Annotated in this window: 22 protein-coding genes; 16 read left to right on the top strand and 6 right to left on the bottom strand. The window is 40.3% G+C overall.

Annotated elements, in window-relative coordinates:
* Nucleotide 1: 1 nt before the first annotated feature.
* The 3 genes from yidC (at nucleotide 2) to L2737_RS20500 (ending at nucleotide 3,723) form a co-directional block, all read left to right on the top strand.
* Nucleotides 2-1,630 (top strand): membrane protein insertase YidC, encoded by a 1,629-nt coding sequence (gene yidC, locus L2737_RS20510; RefSeq protein WP_102529119.1) that lies wholly within the window; start codon nucleotides 2-4, stop codon nucleotides 1,628-1,630.
* A gap of 82 nt (nucleotides 1,631-1,712) precedes the next feature.
* Entirely contained in the window at nucleotides 1,713-3,071 is a 1,359-nt protein-coding gene (gene mnmE, locus L2737_RS20505; protein ID WP_229370989.1) for a tRNA uridine-5-carboxymethylaminomethyl(34) synthesis GTPase MnmE, read from the top strand.
* Between the two features lie 25 nt (nucleotides 3,072-3,096).
* Complete coding sequence (locus L2737_RS20500; RefSeq protein WP_248956945.1) at nucleotides 3,097-3,723, top strand: 3'-5' exonuclease; 627 nt, start codon at nucleotides 3,097-3,099, stop codon at nucleotides 3,721-3,723.
* A gap of 60 nt (nucleotides 3,724-3,783) precedes the next feature.
* On the opposite strand, the gene L2737_RS20495 is transcribed toward L2737_RS20500, so the two are convergent.
* The gene (locus tag L2737_RS20495; RefSeq protein WP_248956944.1) at nucleotides 3,784-4,542 is read right to left on the bottom strand and encodes a substrate-binding periplasmic protein; all 759 of its coding nucleotides are present in this window, start codon (nucleotides 4,540-4,542) and stop codon (nucleotides 3,784-3,786) included.
* Nucleotides 4,543-4,686: 144 nt separating this feature from the next.
* Nucleotides 4,687-5,334, bottom strand: coding sequence for a TetR/AcrR family transcriptional regulator (locus tag L2737_RS20490; RefSeq protein WP_248956943.1), 648 nt, complete (start codon nucleotides 5,332-5,334; stop codon nucleotides 4,687-4,689).
* 134 nt (nucleotides 5,335-5,468) lie between these two features.
* On the opposite strand from L2737_RS20490, the gene L2737_RS20485 reads away from it, so the two are divergent.
* Nucleotides 5,469-6,338 carry a LysR family transcriptional regulator gene (locus L2737_RS20485; RefSeq protein ID WP_229370982.1) on the top strand — a complete coding sequence of 290 codons (870 nt, stop codon included), beginning with the start codon at nucleotides 5,469-5,471 and terminating at the stop codon, nucleotides 6,336-6,338.
* A 144-nt stretch (nucleotides 6,339-6,482) separates the two neighbouring features.
* Here the strand turns inward: L2737_RS20485 and ardB are convergent, their stop codons facing one another.
* From ardB to L2737_RS20470, 3 genes are all read right to left on the bottom strand, one after another.
* Nucleotides 6,483-6,836, bottom strand: a complete 354-nt coding sequence (gene ardB, locus L2737_RS20480) for an acrylate reductase cytochrome subunit ArdB (RefSeq protein WP_102529124.1) — start codon at nucleotides 6,834-6,836, stop codon at nucleotides 6,483-6,485.
* 24 nt (nucleotides 6,837-6,860) lie between these two features.
* On the bottom strand, nucleotides 6,861-8,381 hold the full coding sequence (gene ardA, locus L2737_RS20475; RefSeq protein WP_102529125.1) for an acrylate reductase flavoprotein subunit ArdA: 1,521 nt from the start codon (nucleotides 8,379-8,381) through the stop codon (nucleotides 6,861-6,863).
* Nucleotides 8,382-8,595: 214 nt separating this feature from the next.
* Nucleotides 8,596-9,471 (bottom strand): LysR substrate-binding domain-containing protein, encoded by an 876-nt coding sequence (locus L2737_RS20470; protein ID WP_102529126.1) that lies wholly within the window; start codon nucleotides 9,469-9,471, stop codon nucleotides 8,596-8,598.
* 144 nt (nucleotides 9,472-9,615) lie between these two features.
* On the opposite strand from L2737_RS20470, the gene L2737_RS20465 reads away from it, so the two are divergent.
* Both L2737_RS20465 and fghA read left to right on the top strand, forming a co-directional pair.
* Nucleotides 9,616-10,746 carry an S-(hydroxymethyl)glutathione dehydrogenase/class III alcohol dehydrogenase gene (locus tag L2737_RS20465; RefSeq protein ID WP_248956942.1) on the top strand — a complete coding sequence of 377 codons (1,131 nt, stop codon included), beginning with the start codon at nucleotides 9,616-9,618 and terminating at the stop codon, nucleotides 10,744-10,746.
* 76 nt (nucleotides 10,747-10,822) lie between these two features.
* On the top strand, nucleotides 10,823-11,665 hold the full coding sequence (gene fghA / locus L2737_RS20460; RefSeq protein ID WP_248956941.1) for an S-formylglutathione hydrolase: 843 nt from the start codon (nucleotides 10,823-10,825) through the stop codon (nucleotides 11,663-11,665).
* 95 nt (nucleotides 11,666-11,760) lie between these two features.
* On the opposite strand, the gene L2737_RS20455 is transcribed toward fghA, so the two are convergent.
* The gene (locus L2737_RS20455) at nucleotides 11,761-13,146 is read right to left on the bottom strand and encodes an alanine/glycine:cation symporter family protein (RefSeq protein ID WP_229370970.1); all 1,386 of its coding nucleotides are present in this window, start codon (nucleotides 13,144-13,146) and stop codon (nucleotides 11,761-11,763) included.
* Nucleotides 13,147-13,258: 112 nt separating this feature from the next.
* Here L2737_RS20455 and mioC point away from each other — a divergent pair, with 112 nt between their 5' ends.
* The 10 genes from mioC to atpH all read left to right on the top strand — a co-directional run bounded on the left by mioC (nucleotide 13,259) and on the right by atpH (nucleotide 21,341).
* On the top strand, nucleotides 13,259-13,699 hold the full coding sequence (mioC, locus tag L2737_RS20450) for an FMN-binding protein MioC (protein ID WP_229370968.1): 441 nt from the start codon (nucleotides 13,259-13,261) through the stop codon (nucleotides 13,697-13,699).
* A gap of 478 nt (nucleotides 13,700-14,177) precedes the next feature.
* Nucleotides 14,178-16,067, top strand: a complete 1,890-nt coding sequence (gene mnmG, locus L2737_RS20445; RefSeq protein WP_248956940.1) for a tRNA uridine-5-carboxymethylaminomethyl(34) synthesis enzyme MnmG — start codon at nucleotides 14,178-14,180, stop codon at nucleotides 16,065-16,067.
* Between the two features lie 119 nt (nucleotides 16,068-16,186).
* Nucleotides 16,187-16,810, top strand: coding sequence for a 16S rRNA (guanine(527)-N(7))-methyltransferase RsmG (gene rsmG / locus L2737_RS20440; RefSeq protein ID WP_102529131.1), 624 nt, complete (start codon nucleotides 16,187-16,189; stop codon nucleotides 16,808-16,810).
* Nucleotides 16,811-16,867: 57 nt separating this feature from the next.
* A complete protein-coding gene (locus L2737_RS20435) occupies nucleotides 16,868-17,650 on the top strand; it encodes a ParA family protein (protein WP_102529132.1) in 783 nt (260 codons plus the stop codon).
* A gap of 15 nt (nucleotides 17,651-17,665) precedes the next feature.
* Complete coding sequence (locus L2737_RS20430) at nucleotides 17,666-18,559, top strand: ParB/RepB/Spo0J family partition protein (protein WP_102529133.1); 894 nt, start codon at nucleotides 17,666-17,668, stop codon at nucleotides 18,557-18,559.
* 225 nt (nucleotides 18,560-18,784) lie between these two features.
* On the top strand, nucleotides 18,785-19,168 hold the full coding sequence (locus L2737_RS20425; RefSeq protein WP_102529134.1) for an ATP synthase subunit I: 384 nt from the start codon (nucleotides 18,785-18,787) through the stop codon (nucleotides 19,166-19,168).
* 12 nt (nucleotides 19,169-19,180) lie between these two features.
* Nucleotides 19,181-20,002, top strand: a complete 822-nt coding sequence (atpB, locus tag L2737_RS20420; RefSeq protein ID WP_102529135.1) for a F0F1 ATP synthase subunit A — start codon at nucleotides 19,181-19,183, stop codon at nucleotides 20,000-20,002.
* A 33-nt stretch (nucleotides 20,003-20,035) separates the two neighbouring features.
* Complete coding sequence (gene atpE, locus L2737_RS20415; protein ID WP_248956939.1) at nucleotides 20,036-20,293, top strand: F0F1 ATP synthase subunit C; 258 nt, start codon at nucleotides 20,036-20,038, stop codon at nucleotides 20,291-20,293.
* 27 nt (nucleotides 20,294-20,320) lie between these two features.
* The gene (gene atpF / locus L2737_RS20410; RefSeq protein ID WP_055025454.1) at nucleotides 20,321-20,791 is read left to right on the top strand and encodes a F0F1 ATP synthase subunit B; all 471 of its coding nucleotides are present in this window, start codon (nucleotides 20,321-20,323) and stop codon (nucleotides 20,789-20,791) included.
* A gap of 16 nt (nucleotides 20,792-20,807) precedes the next feature.
* Nucleotides 20,808-21,341 (top strand): F0F1 ATP synthase subunit delta, encoded by a 534-nt coding sequence (gene atpH / locus L2737_RS20405; protein ID WP_102529136.1) that lies wholly within the window; start codon nucleotides 20,808-20,810, stop codon nucleotides 21,339-21,341.
* Nucleotides 21,342-21,349: the final 8 nt, after the last annotated feature.

Genomic DNA, 21,349 nt, shown 5'->3' with positions numbered 1-21,349 from the left:
TATGGAATCTCAACGCAATTTAATGCTTATCGCACTACTGTTTGTCAGTTTTTTACTTTGGCAAGCATGGCAAGACGATAAAGCACCACAACCGACAGCAACACAATCGGTTGTTCAAACGAATAACGTACCTTCGTCAAACATTGGCGATGTACCCGATGCTGATTCAAGCATGCCTGTTCAATTACCGGCGACGCAAAACCTCATTTCAGTTAAAACTGATCAGCTAGATATCAAAATCGACCCTGTCGGTGGTGATATTGTTTACGCAGCGCTGGTTGACCATAAAGTTGAAATCGACAGTGATGACTCATTTGTTCTATTAGAGCAAAACGGTACATTCAACTATATTTCTCAAAGTGGTTTAATCGGTCGTGATGGTATTGATAGCAGTACTCATGGACGTGCGCATTTTTCTGCTGAATCAGAAGAATATGAATTAGCGGCTGGCCAAGACTCTTTATCTGTACCATTAAGCTATGTAGATGCAAATGGCGCAAGTTACACCAAAGTATTTACCTTCACTCGTGGCCAATATGATGTGACTGTTGATTACAACGTAAACAACACCACTGCAGCTCCGCTTCAAATGCAAATGTACGGTCAAATTAAACAAACCGTTCAAGCATCTGAAAGCAGCATGATGATGCCAACTTACCGTGGTGCAGCATTCTCTACTCAAAACGTGCGTTACGAAAAGTATGATTTTGAAGATATTGCTAAAAGTAACCTGAACCAACAAACACTGGGTGGTTGGGCTGCAATGCTTCAACATTACTACGTGTCAGCTTGGGTGCCACCAGCAACTGATTCAAACACTATTTTCACTAGCATGAGTGCTGGTGGACAAGCGAACATTGGTTTCCGTGGTGCTGTTCATGATATTGCTCCTGGTACACAACAAACCATCAGTGCGCAGTTCTTTGTAGGTCCTAAAGACCAGAAAGCCCTTTCTTCTATTTCAGAAACCCTGAACTTAGTAGTCGATTATGGTTTCCTTTGGTGGTTAGCTATTCCAATTTACAAACTACTGATGTTCTTCCAGTCGATTGTAACTAACTGGGGTTTGGCAATTATCTTAATTACGCTTTCTGTTCGTGGTCTGTTATATCCACTGACTAAAGCGCAATACACCTCAATGGCAAAAATGCGTAACCTACAGCCAAAACTTGCTGAACTGAAAGAACGTTTCGGTGATGACCGTCAGAAGATGGGTCAAGCAATGATGGAGCTGTACAAGAAAGAGAAAGTTAACCCAATGGGTGGCTGTCTTCCTATCTTGCTGCAAATGCCAATTTTCATCGCATTATACTGGGTATTACTAGAAAGTTATGAATTGCGTCACGCACCATTCATGCTTTGGATTGACGATTTATCGGTTCAAGACCCTTACTACGTACTACCGTTACTAATGGGTGTGTCAATGTGGTTAATGCAGAAAATGCAACCAATGGCACCAACCATGGATCCTATGCAAGTTAAGATGATGCAGTGGATGCCGGTTATCTTTACTGTGTTCTTCCTATGGTTCCCATCAGGCCTAGTACTATACTGGTTAGTGGGTAACTTAGTGGCGATTACACAACAAAAGATTATTTATGCAGGTCTTGAGAAAAAAGGCTTAAAATAAGTCATAGCTCAAACTGATATAATCTTTAAAGGCGGCTATTAAGCCGCCTTTTCCTTTACTATTTTCAACAAGGTTTTCCTCAATGACAGACACTATCGTGGCACAAGCAACCGCACCAGGTCGTGGCGGCGTCGGTATCATTCGTGTATCAGGTGACAAAGCAACTGAAGTCGCGCACAGCGTTCTAGGCCACTTACCTAAAACTCGTTATGCCGATTACTGTGACTTTAAAAGTGCTTCTGGAGAAGTCATTGACCAAGGAATTGCCTTATTTTTTAAAGGACCTAATTCCTTTACTGGTGAAGATGTATTGGAACTACAAGGCCACGGCGGTCAAATCGTACTAGACATGCTGATTAAGCGTGTGATGGAAGTCGAAGGACTTCGTATTGCTAAGCCAGGCGAGTTTAGTGAACAAGCCTTTATGAACGACAAGCTTGATTTAACCCAAGCTGAAGCCATTGCCGATTTAATTGATGCCACCAGCGAACAGGCTGCTAAAAGCGCCTTAAACTCGCTCCAAGGTGAATTCTCAGATGAGGTACATCAACTCGTAGAGCAAGTCACTAACTTGCGCTTATACGTTGAAGCAGCGATTGATTTTCCCGATGAAGAAGTCGATTTCTTATCAGACGGTAAAATTGCCAACTCACTGTATAAAATCATCGATAAACTTGATTCAGTTCAAGCGAGTGCAAAACAAGGCTCAATTATCCGTGAAGGCATGAAAGTCGTTATTGCAGGCCGTCCGAATGCGGGTAAATCGAGTTTACTGAATGCATTAGCAGGTAAAGAGTCTGCCATTGTGACTGAAATAGCAGGTACGACTCGTGATGTGCTACGTGAACATATTCACCTTGATGGTATGCCACTGCATATTATCGATACTGCGGGTTTACGTGACACCGTTGATACTGTAGAAAAAATCGGTATTGAGCGTGCTTGGGATGAAATAGCCACTGCAGATAGAGTGTTATTTATGGTTGATGGCACAACTACTACTGATGTTAACCCTCATGATATTTGGCCTGACTTTATCGACCGTCTACCATCAAGACTTGGCGTCACTGTTGTACGTAACAAAGCTGATTTAACCGGCGAGCCCGTTATGACCACAGATGAACATGGTTATAACGTTTACCGCATTTCTGCTAAAACAGGTTTAGGCGTTGAAGAACTTAAACAGCACCTTAAGACATTAATGGGTTACCAAAGTAACCTAGAAGGCGGCTTTATCGCCCGTCGTCGCCATTTAGAAGCATTAGACTTAGCATCAAGTCACTTACAGCTAGGTAAAGAACAGCTGGAAGTGTATTTAGCAGGGGAGTTACTGGCAGAAGAACTGCGCATGGCACAAATGGCGCTATCTGAAATTACCGGTAAGTTCACCTCTGATGATCTATTGGGTAAAATCTTTAGCTCATTTTGTATTGGTAAATAAGTTCCACATTTAAAAGAGAAATTCTGTGTCTATAGCATCAAGCACATTAGCAAATACCGTCATCGTTCTCGACTTTGAAACCACAGGTTTATCACCAGATAATGGTGACCGCTCAATTGAAATTGGTGCCGTAAAGCTAGTTGATGGTGTGGTAGTTGATTCATTTCAAGAATTGATGAATCCAGGGCGTCGAGTAAATAGTTTTATTGAAAACTACACAGGTATTAGCAATCAAATGCTGCAAACAGCTGATGATTGCGAAACCGTCATGGCGCGGTTTGCGGACTTTATTGGAGATTTCAATCTTGTAGCCCATAACGCAAGCTTTGATAAAAAGTTTTTAGATGCTGAATTCAAGCGAATTAATTACCAATACTCTGGACAGTTTGCTTGCTCTTTATTGCTATCACGCAGAATTAACCAAGATGCGCCCAATCATAAATTAGGGACTTTGGTGGATTATCATCAACTACCCAATGATGGTGTTTTTCATAGAGCATTGGCTGATGCCACCATGACAGGTCATTTATGGCTTCACCAGCTTGAAACTATTAAACAACATCAACCTCAGCAAGCTGTCACTTTTGATAAAATTCAAAAGATTACAGGTATGCCAAAGGCGAAAGTCATGGATTATATTAAGCAAACATAATAATTGATGGAAGTTAAAGCTGAGATTTAAATAAATGCCTATCCTTTTAGATAGGCATTTTTATTCATGTTGTAATAATACTTCACTCTTTTTTAATGGCTTGGGGCCCTCTAATCCATATCGCTCAAAATACTGATTTATCTTCCCCATTTCCCCATACTCACTTATCAATTTAGCTACATCTGCGTGTAATTTAGCTGCTTTAGACTTTTTAGGTATGCTTACATACAGAGGGTTTTCAAAAGTATCGACAAGAGTAATTTTTTCGAAGTGTTCATCAAATAACTCAATACTATGGGAAGCGGAAGTCACAGCGACATCTATGCGGTCCCGCTCTAACATCCCTAAAAGTTGTTGAGTTCTACCTACCAGTGTTAACTCCCGACTTTCAATAGTTGAAAAAGTCAGTGAGTAAAAAACCCCACGAATGGCACCAACTCTGTAATTTTCGAGTTCTTTATATGATGTTATATCAACATCTAACCTAGGGGATTTATAAAAAGTCAGATTTCTTATGTTATAGCCATAGGCGATTGGGTATAAGAATACTTGTCGTGCTTCCGTCATAGAATGACGAATCAACAAATCTACTCTCCCACTTTCAGCTTCTTTCATGGAACGGATCCATGGCACATTTTCCCAGTTAATCTGATGCCCTAACTCAGTAAAAATATCAGTCATCATTTCAGGTATAGCACCTTTGCATTCGCCATTTTCAAAAAATAATTCAGGAGGGTAATTGCGGCAGTGTGCAGTGAATGTTTCAGCAAAGATATTCGAGGAAAAAAATCCAACAAAACAAATGATCAATATTTTCATACGCCTCCTTTTTTATCTAATACTTGCAATAAAGTCCCACTTAAACAGTTTAGTTCAAACAAGCTAATTAGGAATAATATGCGGAGACTTTATCAAGGCTAAGCCTGTATCGAGTGCAGAGTTTTACTCTCCACCTTACTTAACCTATGCCGCACACTGTTGCTGCGGCATGTTATTTAACCACTCTTGAAATTTAGCTATCCCAGGTAAACGCTTATCTGAATGCCCCAATAACTGCACAATGGCGTAGCAGTATTGATAATATAACTGGACATCATTACCATCTTTATCAGCATCATCAGTGTTAATTATTGCGCCGCGTAAATAGTTAATCACTAACTCACCTCGATTAAAGCCTTCAACTTTACCAATTCTAGCAATCATCTCATTGAACCATACAAAGTAAGCATCGTAGCTTTGCTGATATGCTAACTGATAAACCTCACTTGCCTGTGATAGTACCTCAGAGTTCGGCATAACTCTTTCAATAACAAAAGTCTTATTCACTAAAGTGTCGTGTAATCGCCAACATTGATGAGCTAAAAATTGAATGAGAGGATCTTGATAATCCTGTTTATCAAGTTCAGCTTGAGCACTCCAGCGATTTAAATCATTAATAGCAACCGCGACCATTAAATCAGCCTCTGTCGGAAAGTGATTATAAATAGTTCCTTTTGAAATCTGGCTCGCTTTGACTAAATGTGAACGGCATAAATCAAAAGTTTTATGTCCTTTTAAGCATCGTTGTGACACTTCAACTAGGTATTCACCTCTTTGCTGCCAACTTCCCATGTTACATTCCTTACTTCATATCAAAATTATGTTATCAGTTCACATTCACACAATAACAAGCTTTTTACGACTTCGATATTAAGTAATACTGATACCACTATGAACATTATCAATAGCCAGTTTTTCTAAAGCCTATGTTAAAAATTGAATTACTAGAAAGCTTCATTGCGGTCGCAGAAAATGGCAATCTTTCGAAAGCAGCTGAGCAAATTTGTCGAACTCAATCAGCATTGAGTTTGCAAATAAAAAAGTTGGAAGAGAGTGTCGGCCAGCCATTATTAATACGTGATAATAAAGGGGTAACACTGACAGAGTCTGGTGTCACTTTACTCAATTACGCCTATAAAATGATGCAACTGAATTCACAAGCTTTAGATGATTTAAAAGATAGTCAAAACCGTGAAATCATTCGTCTTGGCGTGCCAACAGACTATATAAAACGTTATCTAAGTAGCTGTTTACTTGAATTTATTCGTGAATTTACTCGTATCGAATTAGTGATTGATACAGACGTGAGTGGCAACCTTTACAAACGCCTAAAGCAAGGTGAGTTTGATGTGATAGTCGCGACACATTGGCAAACACCGGCCAACGGTGAATTACTGTTTGAGCGACGTTTTCATTGGGTTGCTGCTAAAAATGGTAATGCTCATAAACGTAGTACGATTCCAATGGCTTTATACCCAGAAAACTGCCCTATTCGTGCCCAAGTATTTGCTAACCATCAACTGACAATGCGCTCGATCAATGTATTACTTTCAACCCCCTCACCCCAAGCCTTATGTATGGCCGTTGAAAATGATCTGACTATTGCACCCGTTGCCGAATTTAGGATCAACGATAAAATGCAGATATTAGATCCCGTTGAGCACGGACTGCCTATATTGCCGGTATTCAATGAAGCGCTATACCTCAATCCTGATACTCAAACAGATGCAACGCAGCAACTGATCACTCTAATCAAAGCCAATGTTGAAAACTTAGCAGAAGTGGCTGATAGCTAATAATTCAAAACGATTAAAAAACAAAAAGCCCCTAACCAGATAGTTAGAGGCTTTCAGAAGACTTCATAAATAAATTAAATGAGCAAATTAATAACTCATTATTTGTACTAGCTCAATCTTCTTTTGAGGCGTGACAATTAAGTATTATTTTTTGTGCTTATCATACTTAAACGTATGACAGTCACTACAAATCGGCTCTTTCGCTTTATGTTCACCGTGACATTCCTGACAAGGTAACTCTTTACCGTAATGTAAGTTGTTATGTGGGTTTTGCCACTTATCCTCTTCACTACGGGCAGTTGTTTCAGCTAATTCATCAACATCATGACATTGTTGACACGCTTGGTCTGATGGAAATTGCTTAATACCATTGTCATGACAAGCTTTACAATCTTTGCCGATAACGTCTTGATGGTAAGCTCTGATTTCTACCGCTTGTACTGTTGCACTACTTAAGCAAAGTAATCCCAATGCAAGCATCATCTTTAATGTTTTCATCAATAATTCCTCTTGTTAATGGGGTTAAGCTTTCATTGTGCTACGGGCGGCTGTCATACCCATGACCATACACTCAGGGATAGAACAACTACCTAAACGGCTCACACCATGGATACCACCACACACTTCACCTGCGGCATATAACCCCTTGATAGGGTTACCTGTAAAGCTATCTTTCACTTCAGCTTTAGTAGTAATTTGCACGCCGCCTTGGCAGTAATGCACTTTTGGCCATAAACGAACTACAGTAAATGGTGCTTCAATATACTTATCTTTCGCTTTGGTCATGTTCTTGCCAAACTGAGTATCTTCACCTGACTTAACATACTGGTTATATTCTTCAATTTGGGTTTTAAGTGCTTTTAATGGCACTTTGAAATGCGCAGCTAATTCTTCGACAGAATCAAACTTCCAGCCGACGTTATACTTAATGACCTTTTTAGTATTAGGATGCTTTTTAGAATCCTTATAGCTGGTAATTAAGATTGGCGGTAATGCATTGCCTTTTTCATCACGACAAGCTAACTCAGCATCAGCACGGGTTTTACGGTCGGCAATTTCATTCATGAAGCGCTGACCAGTTAGACGGTTAATCGCAATTGAATGTGGAAAGTTATAAATAGAGTAGTTAGACACATAGCCAAATCCACCTTCATCAGGTGATGCCCAAGGGCCAGATTGAATATGCGCTAAATGAACAGGTACCGCGCCTAAGCGGAACATTTCATACATCCCCTCACCTGTAGCACCAGGCGCATTGGTACAACCCACTTCAGAGGTTAATGTTGGATCTTGTGCCATACGTAAATTAACGTTTTGAGCAAAGCCGCCAGTTGCCATTATCACACCGCGTTTTGCGCGGATATTAATAATTTTTCCAGGTTGGTCTTCGCCAAAGTGGTAGTTATCACGCATTTTAACGCCTACAACTTCACCTTTATCACCAATCAAGAAACCTTCAAACTTTGAGCGATTATGGGTATGAACACCCAATTCACGACACTTATGTAATAAAGGCTGAGTGATACCCGCGCCACAACTCACAGTTGTTTGGTAAGTACGCGCAACCGAGTGACCACCAAGTTGCTGTAAATATGGATGGTATTCAGACCCCGCATCAAAGGTCATTTGCAACGCTTCCATTGCATGTTCTGCAACATGGCGTAATAAAGCTTCATCAGCGATACCACGTCCAGCAGCCATTTGATCAGCAACCATTCGCTCTACTGAGTCATTCACGCCTTCTTTAGATTGCATTGGCGTACCAGGGGCGGCAAACAAACCACCATTAATCGCCGAATTACCACCAAAATAAGACATTTTCTCGAAAATATGGACATCTTTAGCGCCTAGTTTAGTCGCTTCAATTGCGGCGGCTAAACCAGCAAAGCCCGAACCAATAATGACAATTTCAATTTCCTTGTCCCACTTAACACCGTCTGCCTTTTCAGAAACAGCCATCGCAGGCGCTACCATTGCAGCCCCTGCTGCTACACCTAGTCCAGCAATAAATTTACGGCGTCCTAACAGATCTACATTACTCATAGGTCATCACCCTTTGTTTAAATTGACCCTTTCATCATAAAGATGGAATCAATTCCAAAAAGGGAATTAGGCAGCAGTTAGCTATATCTAAAGGAGTAGATATTCAAAAATGAAATGTAGCGCATAATTTAATCAAATATGGATGTGAGTTACCGATTTGGAACCTATTCCAAATCGGTAACTCACAATAAAATCGAGGGAAATAACAAGTAAATTACTGCTGAGTAAGAGAAACTGTCAATTTATCTACTAACAACCTTACTTTAGGAGACAAATGACGGTTTTGTGGGTACAAGGCCCAAATCCCTTCTTTTTCTTGTTGAAACGGTGCCAGTAATACCGTTAACTTATTATCGTTAATAGCCTGCTGAACGTAATATCCTGGCAGTTGTACAATACCTAAGCCTTTTAATGCCGCATCAAGTAAACTAATGCCACTACTACACTGCAAGTTCCCTTGCACTTTTATACTTCTATTTTTACCTGATTCAGTAAAGTGCCAATGGGATTGTGAGCCGATTAAGCAATTATGCTGGCTCAGTTCTGATAACGAATAAGGTGCACCAAAACGGCTAATATACTCAGGCGAAGCGCAAACAAATTGTTCTCTGCTAGTTAATCGTTTAGCCATCATACTTGAGTCTGCTAATCGGCCTAAACGAATAGCAAGATCATAGCCGCCTTCTACCAAATCTAATTGTCGATTGGTTAACTCACATATAACTTCTACATCTGGATATTGCTGCATATAGTCAGTCACAATCGGCATAATAAATTTTTCACCGTAAGTTACAGGCGCTGTCAGTTTAATCAGGCCTTGAGGCTTATTCTGTAAACTGGTTATCGCCCGCTCAGCTTCTTCAAGACCATCGATAACTTGACGGCAATGACGATAAAAAACCTGTCCTTCTTCTGTTAACGATACTTTTCGTGTCGTGCGATAAAACAGTTTGGTACTTAGTCTATTTTCAATTTGACTAATTTGACGACTGACTTGTGCTGTTGAAATCGACAAACGCTTACCCGCAGCAGTAAAGCTATCCGTTTCAGCCACCGCGACAAATTCATAAACCCCTTCCCATGGCAGCATTGTTACTCACTCGTAAAAGTTATTTGCAATTTAAGCTTATTATCAACTGACAGAAAATAAATACAATAGCTCTATCGCTACAAAATTTCATCTACACTTTGTAGATCCCAATATTTTCGTTCATCAGTAATAAGGACAAACACAATGTCAGCACAATTTATAAAATCTAAAGCCGCTGTAGCTTGGGGAGTGGGACAACCATTATCAATTGAAGAAGTGGATGTCATGTATCCAAAAGCTGGTGAAGTCATGGTTAAGATTATTGCTTCTGGTGTTTGTCATACCGATGCTTTCACCTTGTCAGGCGATGATCCAGAAGGTATTTTCCCGGTCATTTTAGGTCACGAAGGTGGCGGTATTGTGGAAATGGTCGGTGAAGGCGTTACCAGTGTACAAGTAGGTGACCACGTCATTCCGCTATACACAGCCGAGTGTGGTAAATGTAAATTCTGTACTTCAGGTAAAACCAACCTATGTAGCGCAGTACGTGAAACTCAAGGCAAAGGTTTAATGCCAGACGGTACGACACGCTTTTATAAAGATGGGCAGCCAATTTTCCACTACATGGGCTGCTCAACCTTTTCAGAATATACCGTGCTTCCAGAAATTTCTTTAGCAAAAGTGAATCCAAAAGCCCCACTTGAAGAAGTGTGTTTATTAGGCTGTGGTGTAACAACAGGTATGGGCGCCGTATTTAATACCGCTAAAGTGCAAAAAGGCGACACTGTGGCCATTTTCGGCCTAGGCGGCATTGGTTTATCAGCCATTATTGGTGCCACTATGGCTGGTGCGAGTCGCATTATTGGTGTTGATTTAAACGAATCAAAATTTGAATTAGCCACTAAATTAGGTGCGACTGATTGTATTAATCCAAAAAATTATGACAAACCGATTCAGGATGTCATTGTGGAAATGACGGATGGCGGGGTAGATTTCTCGTTTGAATGTATTGGTAACGTTAATGTCATGCGCAGTGCGCTCGAGTGTTGTCATAAAGGCTGGGGCGAATCGGTTGTTATTGGTGTTGCCGGTGCAGGCCAAGAAATTTCAACCCGTCCATTTCAATTGGTCACTGGACGAGTTTGGAAAGGGAGTGCATTTGGCGGTGTTAAAGGTCGTAGTCAGTTACCCGGTATTGTTGAGCAATACTTAAATGGTGAATTTAAGCTGGATCACTTCATTACTCATACCATGGGTCTTGAAGGAATAAATGATGCCTTTGACTTAATGCATAGCGGTGAAAGCATTCGTTCAGTCATTCACTTCGATAAGTAATATTATTGTTGTATTGGATTAATATCATGCCCTTAACCTCATGCTAAGGGCATTTTTATCATAAGCGATCAATCAAATGACTTTAGAAAATGTCAGTAGTAATAAAATGTTCGGCGGCTGGCTAAAGCAATATCGCCACCATTCAGATACGCTAAATTGCCACATGCGCTTTGCTATTTATCTGCCGCCACAAGCCGCTTCACAAAAAGTTCCCGTGCTTTATTGGCTGTCAGGACTCACCTGCACCGACGAAAACGTCATGCAAAAATCAGGTATTCAGCGTGTCGCCGCAGAATTAGGTATCGCCATCGTTGCCCCAGATACCAGTCCACGTGGTGAGAATGTCGCAGATGATGAATCTGCAGCCTATGATTTTGGATTAGGAGCAGGGTTTTACCTCAATGCTACCCAAGCCCCCTTTAATACTCACTATCAAATGTATGACTATGTGGTGAAAGAGCTGCCAACATTAATTGAGCAGCATTTTCCTGTCAGTAACATGCGCAGTATTAGTGGTCACTCAATGGGCGGCCATGGTGCTATTTCGATTGGCCTTAAAAACCCTGAGCAATATCAGTCAATTTCAGCATTTAGTCCGATTTGTAACCCTATAAATTGCCCTTGGGGACAGAAGGCCTTTAATGGTTATTTAGGATCAGATCAAACCACCTGGGCTGAGTACGATAGTAGTGAATTAATGAAAAATTCGACTGTTAAACTGCCTATGCTGGTGGATCAAGGCACTGAAGATAACTTCTTAACCGAACAACTAAAGCCTGAAACCTTAGTTGATGCCGCCAAAACTCAGCAATCCCCACTGACATTACGCATGCAGGAAGGTTATGATCATAGCTACTTCTTTATCAGTAGCTTTATAGAAGATCATCTTCGGTTTCATGCAAAGTACTTATTAAAGTAAGTCATTATTTCTTATGACCGAACACAAAAAGGGAGTGAATAATCACTCCCTTTCTGATCCGTTATAATGAATATATTTTAGAATTCACGACACATTTATGAATTATTTTGCGCCAATTTTGCAAAGTACTTCTTAGAAGCAGCTCTGACTTTAGGGGCTAATAAAATTGCAGAGGTCATGGTTGGAATCGCCATTAAGGCATAAGCAGCATCAATAATATTAACGATTTCTTGAATTGTGGCTGTTGCAGCAAATAAGATCGCCAGCAAGAAAAAGCACTGATATAAACGTAGTCTTTTACGGCCAAATAAAAATGCAAAACATTGCCCACCGTAAAAAGCTTGCGTGAAAATGGTACTAATACTGAAAAACACCACACAAAGGATCAGTAAATAGGGACCAACGCCAGGCATAGTCACTTCAAATGCTTGAGCTGATAAGTTCACACCTTGCGCTTCCCCGCCTTGCCAAACCCCCGATATTAAAATGATCATAGCCGTTGCGGTGCACACAATTAATGTATCAATAGCAGGGCCTAACATGGCTACTAAGCCTTCTTTAACTGGTTCATTAGTTTTGGCACTCCCGTGAGCCATTACCTCAGTACCAATACCCGCCTCATTAGAAAAAGCAGCTCTGCGGATCCCAATTAACATGGTACCTAATATGCCTCCTCCCACAGAATTAAGTGAGAAAGCTTCACTAATAATCAGCTCAAAATAACCGGGAATATCAGTTAAATTAGTGGCTATCACATAAAAAGCACAACCCATATAAATGAAGATCATTAATGGCACCACTTTAGATGCCACCGATGCTATACGTTTGATCCCACCTAAAATGACGCTTGCGACAATCAACATCACTACAATACCCAGGGAAAGATCGACCCAAAAAGTTGATTCACCAGCTGGAAAATGTCCCGGTTTCACGATTAGCCATTCACGAATGATCTGCACTAATTGATTGGCATTAAATAATGGAAAGTTGCCCACTAAGCCTACAACACAGAAAAATACCGCTAAAAAGTGCCATTTCTTAGACAGTCCTTGGGTGATAATGTACATAGGTCCACCTTGTACATCACCATTTTCATCTTTACCGCGATACATAATAGCCAAGGTACAAGTAAAGAATTTCGTCGCCATCCCCACAATCGCACTGATCCACATCCAAAAAATAGCACCAGGTCCACCCACCATTATAGCTACGGCGACACTACCAATATTCCCCATTCCCACAGTGCCCGCCATCGCACTGGATAACGCACCAGCATGTGTAATATGGCCTTTAGCCCCTTTTTCAGGGTATTTCCCTCTGACTATATTGATGGCATGACCAATATAACGAAATGGGATAAACCTAGAATAAATAAGGAAAAAAAGACCACCACCGACTAATAGAACCAGCATGTGTGGCCCCCATGCTAAATCAGCAATTTCAGCCGTAATAGAAACAAGAGACATAGATAAGTTACGCATTTGTTAAAAGTTATCTTTGAAAATACGGACAAAAAGCGCTTTGTGCAATGACAAATCTGCGTAAACTATGCTTAAAACTATGGTTAATCGTAGCCAAAAATAAGGTGTTCACATGGCAAAAGTAGAGATATTAGTCGGTACAACGCAAGGCGGAACCGAGTACGTAGCAGATGATATGGCGGCTCAATTGACCGATATAGGCCACCAAACTCAAATACATTTAAGCCCAAATCTAACTGATTTAGACCCAGATTCACTGTGGTTAATTGTCTGTTCAACACATGGAGCTGGCGATCTTCCAGACAATATTGAGCCCTTTTATCGGCAATTATTTGGTAATAATGGCGATCTTAAGTCGTTAAAATATGCTTTATGTGCCATTGGTGATTCAAGTTACGATACTTTTTGCCAAGGACCTGAAAAAATAATTTCTGAGCTAGATCGTTTAGATGCAAAGCCAATTGTGAATAAGATCCAAATTGATGTACAAAGGGATCCTGTGCCTGAAGATGCTGCTTTAGCTTGGTTATCTGAGTGGCAAGCAAGTATTTAATCAATCAACTTAGTTAATATCTTCATTTATACTCACAATATCATCCAATCTTATCCACAATAAGTTAATTTAGAAGATAACTATGTGGATAAGCTATTATTTTATCCGATCATAACTTTGTATTGATCTACACTCGATCTTGTTAATGATCCCCCCTGTGGATAACTAGGCGATCTATCCCCAAGTTATATTGAAATAGATCGCAGCTAGATCACAGGATCGTTTTGACGTTACCTAATGATTATAAACAAAAAATAAGGTTTTCCACAGAAAAGGGCGATCCTAATAGTAATAGTAATAAAAAGATCTATTTAAAGATCTTAAGATCTATTAAGCGAAGCGTGTCTGATCAAAATGAGAAAATTGATCATTCCCGAAAGGCAAAGCAAGTGCTAAAATACTCGGCTGAAACAGTCTTTCGATTTAAATTCTGATTTAACTGTAAATTAGAAAAATTACTTTTATCCAAGGTTACAAAATGCATTTTCATGAACGGTTTGATGTAATTGTTGTTGGTGGTGGTCATGCCGGAACGGAAGCGGCACTTGCAGCAGCAAGAATGGGATCAAAAACCCTCTTACTGACTCACAATATCGATACCCTCGGACAAATGTCTTGTAACCCAGCCATAGGCGGAATTGGTAAAGGTCATTTGGTTAAAGAAATTGACGCTTTAGGTGGAGCAATGGCAACAGCCACTGATTTCGCTGGTATTCAATTTAGAACCTTGAATTCAAGCAAAGGCCCAGCAGTAAGAGCCACTCGTGCACAAGCTGATAGAGCGCTTTATCGTCAAAAGATCCAACAAATTCTTCAACACCAACCAAATTTACGTATTTTCCAACAAGCCGTAGATGACTTAGTTGTTGAAAATAATAAAGTTATTGGTGTAGTTACTCAAATGGGCTTAGCATTTGAGTCTCCAAGTGTTGTACTGACAACAGGCACTTTTTTAAGCGGGAAAATCCATATTGGATTAGAAAACTACAGCGGCGGACGTGCTGGTGATCCACCAGCTATCGCATTAGCAAACCGTTTAAAAGAATTACCAATTCGTGTAGGACGTCTTAAAACAGGCACACCACCAAGAATCGATGCAAACAGCATTGATTTTGACAAGATGCAAGAGCAAAAAGGTGACACGCCATTGCCGGTAATGTCGTTTATCGGTGATGTAAGCCAACACCCGCAGCAAGTCTCTTGTTATATCACTCATACCAATGAAAAAACTCACGATATTATTCGTGGAGGACTTGATCGCAGTCCAATGTATTCTGGGGTTATTGAAGGCATTGGCCCAAGATACTGCCCATCGATTGAAGATAAAATTAATCGTTTTGCTGACAAGACTTCGCATCAAATATTTATTGAACCTGAAGGTTTAACGACTAATGAGATCTACCCAAACGGGATCTCAACCAGTTTACCATTTGATGTTCAGCTAAATTTAGTCCGATCAATTCAAGGTATGGAAAATGCTGAGATCATTCGACCAGGTTATGCCATTGAATATGATTATTTTGATCCACGAGATCTGAAGAATTCATTAGAAACCAAAAATATTGATGGTTTGTTCTTTGCTGGACAAATCAATGGTACAACCGGCTATGAAGAAGCCGGTGCACAGGGCTTACTTGCTGGTATGAATGCTTCATTACAAGTTCAAGGCAAAGAAGCTTGGTGTCCAAGACGTGATCAAGCTTATATTGGTGTTTTAGTTGATGATCTATCAACTTTAGGGACAAAAGAGCCTTACCGCATGTTCACTAGCCGTGCGGAATATCGATTATTGCTGCGAGAAGACAATGCTGATTTACGTTTGACTGAAAAAGGTCGCGAACTTGGCCTTGTTGATGATGAACGTTGGCAGAAATTTAATGAGAAAAGAGAATCGATTGAAACTGAATTACAGCGTTTACGCAGTAATTGGGTTCATAACAATTCACCTTTGTTAGATGTATTAAATCCTGAATTAAATACGCCTATTTCACGTGAAGCTTCGTTTGAAGATTTATTGCGCCGTCCAGAAATGGATTACCAAAAGCTCATGAGTTTAGAAGGTTTTGGCCCAGCGATTGAAGATCCATGCGCTGCAGAACAAGTTCAAATTCAAGTAAAATATTCGGGCTATATCCAAAGGCAGCAAGGTGAAATAGATAAAGCTATTCGTCATGAAACCACTAGTTTACCGTTAGATCTTGATTATCAAGAAGTGACAGGCTTATCTAATGAAGTCATCGCTAAGATGAATGAGCATAAGCCAGAAACCATTGGCCAAGCTTCTCGGATCTCTGGAATGACGCCAGCTGCGATTTCAATTTTACTTGTTCACTTAAAAAAACGCGGTTTATTGCGTAAAAGCGCCTAAATAGCAGTAAAAAGTTGTGTTTTAACTAATAAGGGAAGCTTTGAGGCTTCCCTTAGTCATTTCTGCCATTCATAATACCCGATGATTTATGATTCCCTTTGATTTTGAGGTCACTTAGCGTGCTAGCCGATCAACTTAAAACTTATCTAGCTGAAACCAATATTTCAGCGACTGAAACTCAACAGCAACAATTGGTTGGGTTTGTTACCATGCTAAATAAATGGAATAAAGCCTATAACCTGACATCAGTCAGAGATCCTGAACAGATGTTAATCCGTCATGTTATGGACAGTTTGGTGGTTTCTCCTTATCTTAAAGGGCAAAGGTTCATTGATGTCGGAACGGGACCAGGTTTACCAGGGATCCCATTAGCAATTTTAAATCCCGACAAAGAATTCGTATTACTAGACAGTTTAGGAAAACGGATCCGTTTTCAAAAACAGGTTCAGTTTGAATTAAAAATTAATAACATTACATCAGTTGAAAGCCGTGTTGAGGCTTATGAGCCTGAACAGAAATTTGATGGTGTGATCAGTCGTGCATTTGCGTCAATTGAAGATATGTTGACTTGGTGTCATCACTTACCAGCTGACAATGGTCAATTTTATGCGCTAAAAGGCCAATTGAGTGATGCTGAGTTAACCAGTATTCCTGCTGGGTTTGACGTGGTTGAAACAATCACGTTAACAGTACCAAGGTTAGATGAGCAAAGACATCTGTTAAAGCTAGTGAAGCAAAAATAGCACTAGCAATAGAATAAATATTATCGGACATCGTAAATATGTCCTTAGGGTGAACACGTGGGTAAAATCATTGCCGTAGCTAACCAGAAAGGTGGCGTAGGAAAAACAACAACTTGTGTTAATTTAGCAGCCTCACTTGCGGCCACAAAACGCAAAGTGCTGTTAATCGATCTTGATCCACAGGGTAATGCCACTATGGGCAGTGGTGTCGATAAGTACGAAGTTGAAAACACGGCTTACGAGTTACTTGTCGAAGAAAAGCCTTTTGCCGAAATAGTCATTAAAGATACGACGGGTAAATACGATCTTATTGCCGGTAATGGTGACGTTACTGCTGCAGAAATCAAACTCATGGAGTTTTTTGCCAGAGAAATTCGATTAAAGAATGCACTTGCAGAAGTTAAAGATGATTATGATTTCATCTTTATTGACTGTCCACCTTCATTGAACATGTTGACGGTGAATGCCATGTCTGCGGCAGACTCTGTATTGGTGCCAATGCAGTGTGAATATTATGCCTTAGAAGGCTTAACTGCCCTGATCGATACCATTACTAAATTAGGCGCAATGGTGAATCCTACGTTAAATATCGAAGGGATCTTACGTACTATGTATGATCCTCGAAATCGATTATCAAATGATGTATCTGATCAACTTAAACAGCATTTTGGTGAAAAAGTTTATCGCACAGTGATACCACGAAATATTCGTTTAGCTGAAGCACCTAGTTTTGGTGCGCCAGCAATGTATTACGACAAGTCCAGTGCAGGTGCAAAAGCCTATTTAGCTTTAGCCGGAGAAATTATTCGCCGCGCTGAGCAACAAACAGAATCTAAGTAAGCGTAAGGGAATAAAATGACGTTAAAAAAACGCGGTTTAGGTAAAGGCTTAGATGCTTTGTTAAGCAACAGCAACGCTGCGAGCCGAAAAACTGAACAGACTCAAACAGAAGCAAAAGTAACACAATCGCCACAGGAAGATGGCTTACTGATGCTCGATTTAGATTTACTGCAGTCTGGTAAGTATCAACCGCGTAAAGATATGTCACCTGAAGCGTTAGAAGAGTTAGCAGAGTCAATTAAGTCACAAGGGGTGATTCAACCTATTGTGGTGCGTAAAGTTGATGCTGAAAAGTATGAAATTATTGCTGGTGAACGTCGTTGGCGCGCATCACAAATTGCTCAACTAGACAAAGTCCCTTGTATTGTTAAGCAGGTACCTGATGAGTCAGCGGTTGCTATTGCGTTAATTGAAAATATTCAACGTGAAGACCTAAATGCAATGGAAGAAGCGATTGCATTACAACGTTTACTCGAAGAGTTTGAATTAACTCACCAGCAAACTGCCGATGCGGTCGGTAAATCTAGAGCAAGTGTGTCTAACTTATTACGTTTAAATAGTTTAAATGAACCAGTGAAGCGTTTATTAGAGTATGGCGATATTGACATGGGTCATGCTCGCGCACTGCTAGCAATTGAAGGTGAAGAGCAAACTAATTTAGCTCGATTGGTCGCTTCTAAAGAAATGACAGTTCGAGAAACTGAACGATTAGTTAATAAAGCCCTAAATCCTGCTAAAGAAGCTGAAAAACCAACTAAAGATCATGATGTAACCCGCTTGGAGCAACAGTTAATTGAAAAACTAGGTGCTAAAGTGGCTATTAATCATGGCACTAAAGGCAAGGGTAAAATTGTAATAAACTACCAAGATCTTGCTGAATTAGATGGAATACTTAGCAAAATTCACTAAATCCCTCAACAAAGTCATTTCAATAGTAACTTTGTAACAAGGCGTAATTTTGAGTTTTTAGAAATATAAAGCCAAATCACGCCTAATATCACTGTTTAACCTCTCATCAAAGTTGCAAACAAGGTGTGAAAAGGTATACTTTGCATGCTTTTTTTCCTGTCTGAGTCGTTAATGATCACATTAATGGCCTAGTGGAAAAATAAGTACTAATGCGGAGATTCAAAATTGAGTAAGGTTTTAGCGCGTCGTGGCCGGTGGTCAGCCTATCGAATAGTGTTGTTACAGGCGGCGGTAGCTGGGGGAACTTCAATTTTCTTTTTCGCTCTGTGGGGAGCTCAGTATGGCTTATCTGCTTTGGCAGGTGGTCTCATTGCTGTACTCCCTAATTTTGTATTCGCAACCCTTGCTTTCTCTCATGCGGGAGCTAAAGCGTCAGGAAAAGTCGTTTGGATGTTTTTCTTGGGGGAAGCGGTAAAGTTGCTGCTAACCATTGTGTTGTTTGCCATCGCATTTGGCATGCTAAAAACGCCATTTTTGCCGTTATTTAGCTGTTATTTGTTGGCATTACTAATACCTTGGACAGCCCCTTTATACTTCAAGCAAAATTAAGTGAGATTAATCATGGCGACAACTGGTGAAGCATTAAATGCTTCCGAGTATATCCAGCATCACCTGACTAATGCGAAAATGTGTTCTGCTGATGGCGGAATTGCTTTTAATCATGCATGTCAAGATGCCGGTTTTTGGACTTGGCACATTGACTCACTTTTGTTTTCAGTAGGTCTTGGGGTTCTATTTTTGTGGGCATTCTTCAAAGTAGGACAAAAAGCAACAACTGGCGTTCCAGGTAAATTTCAATGTTTCGTTGAAATGTGCGTGGAAGGTGTAGATAAAATCGTTAAAGACTCATTTCATGGGCGTAACGCTGTTATCGCACCATTAGGTCTGACTATCTTTGTCTGGGTTTTCCTGATGAATTTAATGGACTTAATTCCAGTTGACTTTGTACCTGAAGCCGCAAACAGATTTTTAGGTGTTCCTTACCTTAAAATTGTACCAACAACCGACTTAAACGTAACTCTAGGTCTAGCCTTGAGTGTGTTCGCGTTGATTGTTTTTTACAGTATTAAAGTAAAAGGATTTGGTGGTTTCACAAAAGAAATGACCTTACAACCTTTCAATCATTGGTCTTTGATTCCAGTAAACTTAGTATTGGAAACAGTGACTCTGATTGCGAAACCGATTTCATTATCGCTTCGTCTGTTTGGTAACCTGTATGCAGGTGAGTTGATCTTTATTCTGATAGCACTGATGCCTTGGTGGGCTCAGTTTGCACTATCAGTGCCTTGGGCTATTTTCCATATTTTGGTTATTGTGCTGCAGGCGTTTATCTTCATGATGCTTACGATTGTATATCTAAGCATGGCACATGAAGAACATTAATTTATTTAAAATTAGTTATTTATCGGAGATAAAATGGAAACTGTAATTAGCTTTACAGCATTAGCTGTTGCGATCATGATTGGCTTAGCAGCGCTAGGTACTGGTATTGGTTTTGCTATCTTAGGTGGTAAATTCTTAGAAGCTTCAGCTCGTCAACCAGAACTAGCTCCAGCATTACAAACTAAGATGTTCATCGTAGCTGGTCTACTTGATGCGATCTCAATGATTGCAGTTGGTGTTGCATTATTCTTCGTATTCGCTAACCCATTCTTAGGTCAATTAGCTGGCTAATCGCCCCCCTTAGAAGGAGTTGTCGTTATGAGTATTAACGCTACCCTGCTAGGCCAAGCGATTTCTTTTGCACTCTTCGTGTGGTTTTGCATGAAGTTTGTATGGCCGCCATTGATGAACGCTATCGAAGAACGCCAGAAGAAAATTGCCGATGGGCTAGCTGATGCAGGACGTGCTGCAAAAGATCTAGAGTTGGCTCAAGCGAAAGCTAATGAGCAACTAAAAGAAGCGAAGGCGACTGCTAATGAAATTATTGAGCAAGCTAATAAGCGTAAAGCTCAAATAGTTGAAGAAGCTAAAATTGAAGCTGATACAGAGCGTGCGAAAATCATCGCTCAAGGTCAAGCTGAAATTGAAAACGAACGTAATCGCGTTAAAGATGACTTGCGTAAGCAAGTTGCTACTCTTGCCGTAACTGGTGCAGAGAAAATTCTTCAACGTTCGATTGATCCAGAAGCTCACAGTGACATAGTTAATAAACTTGTTGCTGAAATTTAATTAAGGAATCGGAGTTATGGCTGAAATAAGCACCATTGCTCGTCCTTATGCAAAGGCAGCTTTTGATTTTGCTGTTGAACATAAAGCAATTGAAGATTGGGCAGAAATGCTGAACTTCGCGGCATTGGTAAGTGAAAACGAATCAATTAAACCGTTGCTTGGTGGTTCATTGGCTAGTGCGAAACTTGCCTCACTATTTATTGAAGTATGTGGTGAGCAGGTCAATGCACAGGGTCAAAACCTTATAAAGGTTATGGCTGAAAACGGTCGTTTAGAGATACTGCCATCAGTATCTTTACTTTTTGCTGAATATCGCAATGAGTGGGCAAAAGAAGTTGAAGCAACTGTTGTTTCAGCGACTGAGCTAAGCTCTGAGCAGCAAGAGCAAATTAGTGTTTCTCTTGAGAAACGTCTCGCACGCAAAGTTAAGCTGAATTGTAGTGTAGATGCAGCGCTTATTGGCGGTGTAATTATTAAATCAGGCGACTTAGTCATTGATGGCTCTGTTAGCGGTAATTTATCGCGCTTGTCTGATAAGCTACAATCGTAATTGGGAGT

The sequence above is a fragment of the Shewanella electrodiphila genome (assembly GCF_023283985.1).
GTDB lineage: Bacteria > Pseudomonadota > Gammaproteobacteria > Enterobacterales > Shewanellaceae > Shewanella > Shewanella electrodiphila.
The sequence above is the reverse complement of the archived record's forward strand: the minus strand, read 5'-3'. Positions and strand labels throughout refer to the sequence as shown.

Excerpts from the sequence above, each read along its gene's own strand:
- L2737_RS20495 (WP_248956944.1), bottom strand. The coding sequence starts at position 4,542 with ATGAAAATATTGATCATTTGTTTTGTTGGATTTTTTTCCTCGAATATC.
- atpH (WP_102529136.1), top strand. The coding sequence starts at position 20,808 with ATGGCTGAAATAAGCACCATTGCTCGTCCTTATGCAAAGGCAGCTTTT.
- L2737_RS20455 (WP_229370970.1), bottom strand. The coding sequence starts at position 13,146 with ATGCGTAACTTATCTATGTCTCTTGTTTCTATTACGGCTGAAATTGCT.
- atpB (WP_102529135.1), top strand. The coding sequence starts at position 19,181 with ATGGCGACAACTGGTGAAGCATTAAATGCTTCCGAGTATATCCAGCAT.
- atpF (WP_055025454.1), top strand. The coding sequence starts at position 20,321 with ATGAGTATTAACGCTACCCTGCTAGGCCAAGCGATTTCTTTTGCACTC.
- fghA (WP_248956941.1), top strand. The coding sequence starts at position 10,823 with ATGACTTTAGAAAATGTCAGTAGTAATAAAATGTTCGGCGGCTGGCTA.
- ardA (WP_102529125.1), bottom strand. The coding sequence starts at position 8,381 with ATGAGTAATGTAGATCTGTTAGGACGCCGTAAATTTATTGCTGGACTA.
- mnmG (WP_248956940.1), top strand. The coding sequence starts at position 14,178 with ATGCATTTTCATGAACGGTTTGATGTAATTGTTGTTGGTGGTGGTCAT.
- ardB (WP_102529124.1), bottom strand. The coding sequence starts at position 6,836 with ATGAAAACATTAAAGATGATGCTTGCATTGGGATTACTTTGCTTAAGT.
- atpE (WP_248956939.1), top strand. The coding sequence starts at position 20,036 with ATGGAAACTGTAATTAGCTTTACAGCATTAGCTGTTGCGATCATGATT.
- L2737_RS20470 (WP_102529126.1), bottom strand. The coding sequence starts at position 9,471 with ATGCTGCCATGGGAAGGGGTTTATGAATTTGTCGCGGTGGCTGAAACG.
- yidC (WP_102529119.1), top strand. The coding sequence starts at position 2 with ATGGAATCTCAACGCAATTTAATGCTTATCGCACTACTGTTTGTCAGT.
- L2737_RS20490 (WP_248956943.1), bottom strand. The coding sequence starts at position 5,334 with ATGGGAAGTTGGCAGCAAAGAGGTGAATACCTAGTTGAAGTGTCACAA.
- L2737_RS20430 (WP_102529133.1), top strand. The coding sequence starts at position 17,666 with ATGACGTTAAAAAAACGCGGTTTAGGTAAAGGCTTAGATGCTTTGTTA.
- L2737_RS20465 (WP_248956942.1), top strand. The coding sequence starts at position 9,616 with ATGTCAGCACAATTTATAAAATCTAAAGCCGCTGTAGCTTGGGGAGTG.
- mnmE (WP_229370989.1), top strand. The coding sequence starts at position 1,713 with ATGACAGACACTATCGTGGCACAAGCAACCGCACCAGGTCGTGGCGGC.
- L2737_RS20485 (WP_229370982.1), top strand. The coding sequence starts at position 5,469 with ATGTTAAAAATTGAATTACTAGAAAGCTTCATTGCGGTCGCAGAAAAT.
- mioC (WP_229370968.1), top strand. The coding sequence starts at position 13,259 with ATGGCAAAAGTAGAGATATTAGTCGGTACAACGCAAGGCGGAACCGAG.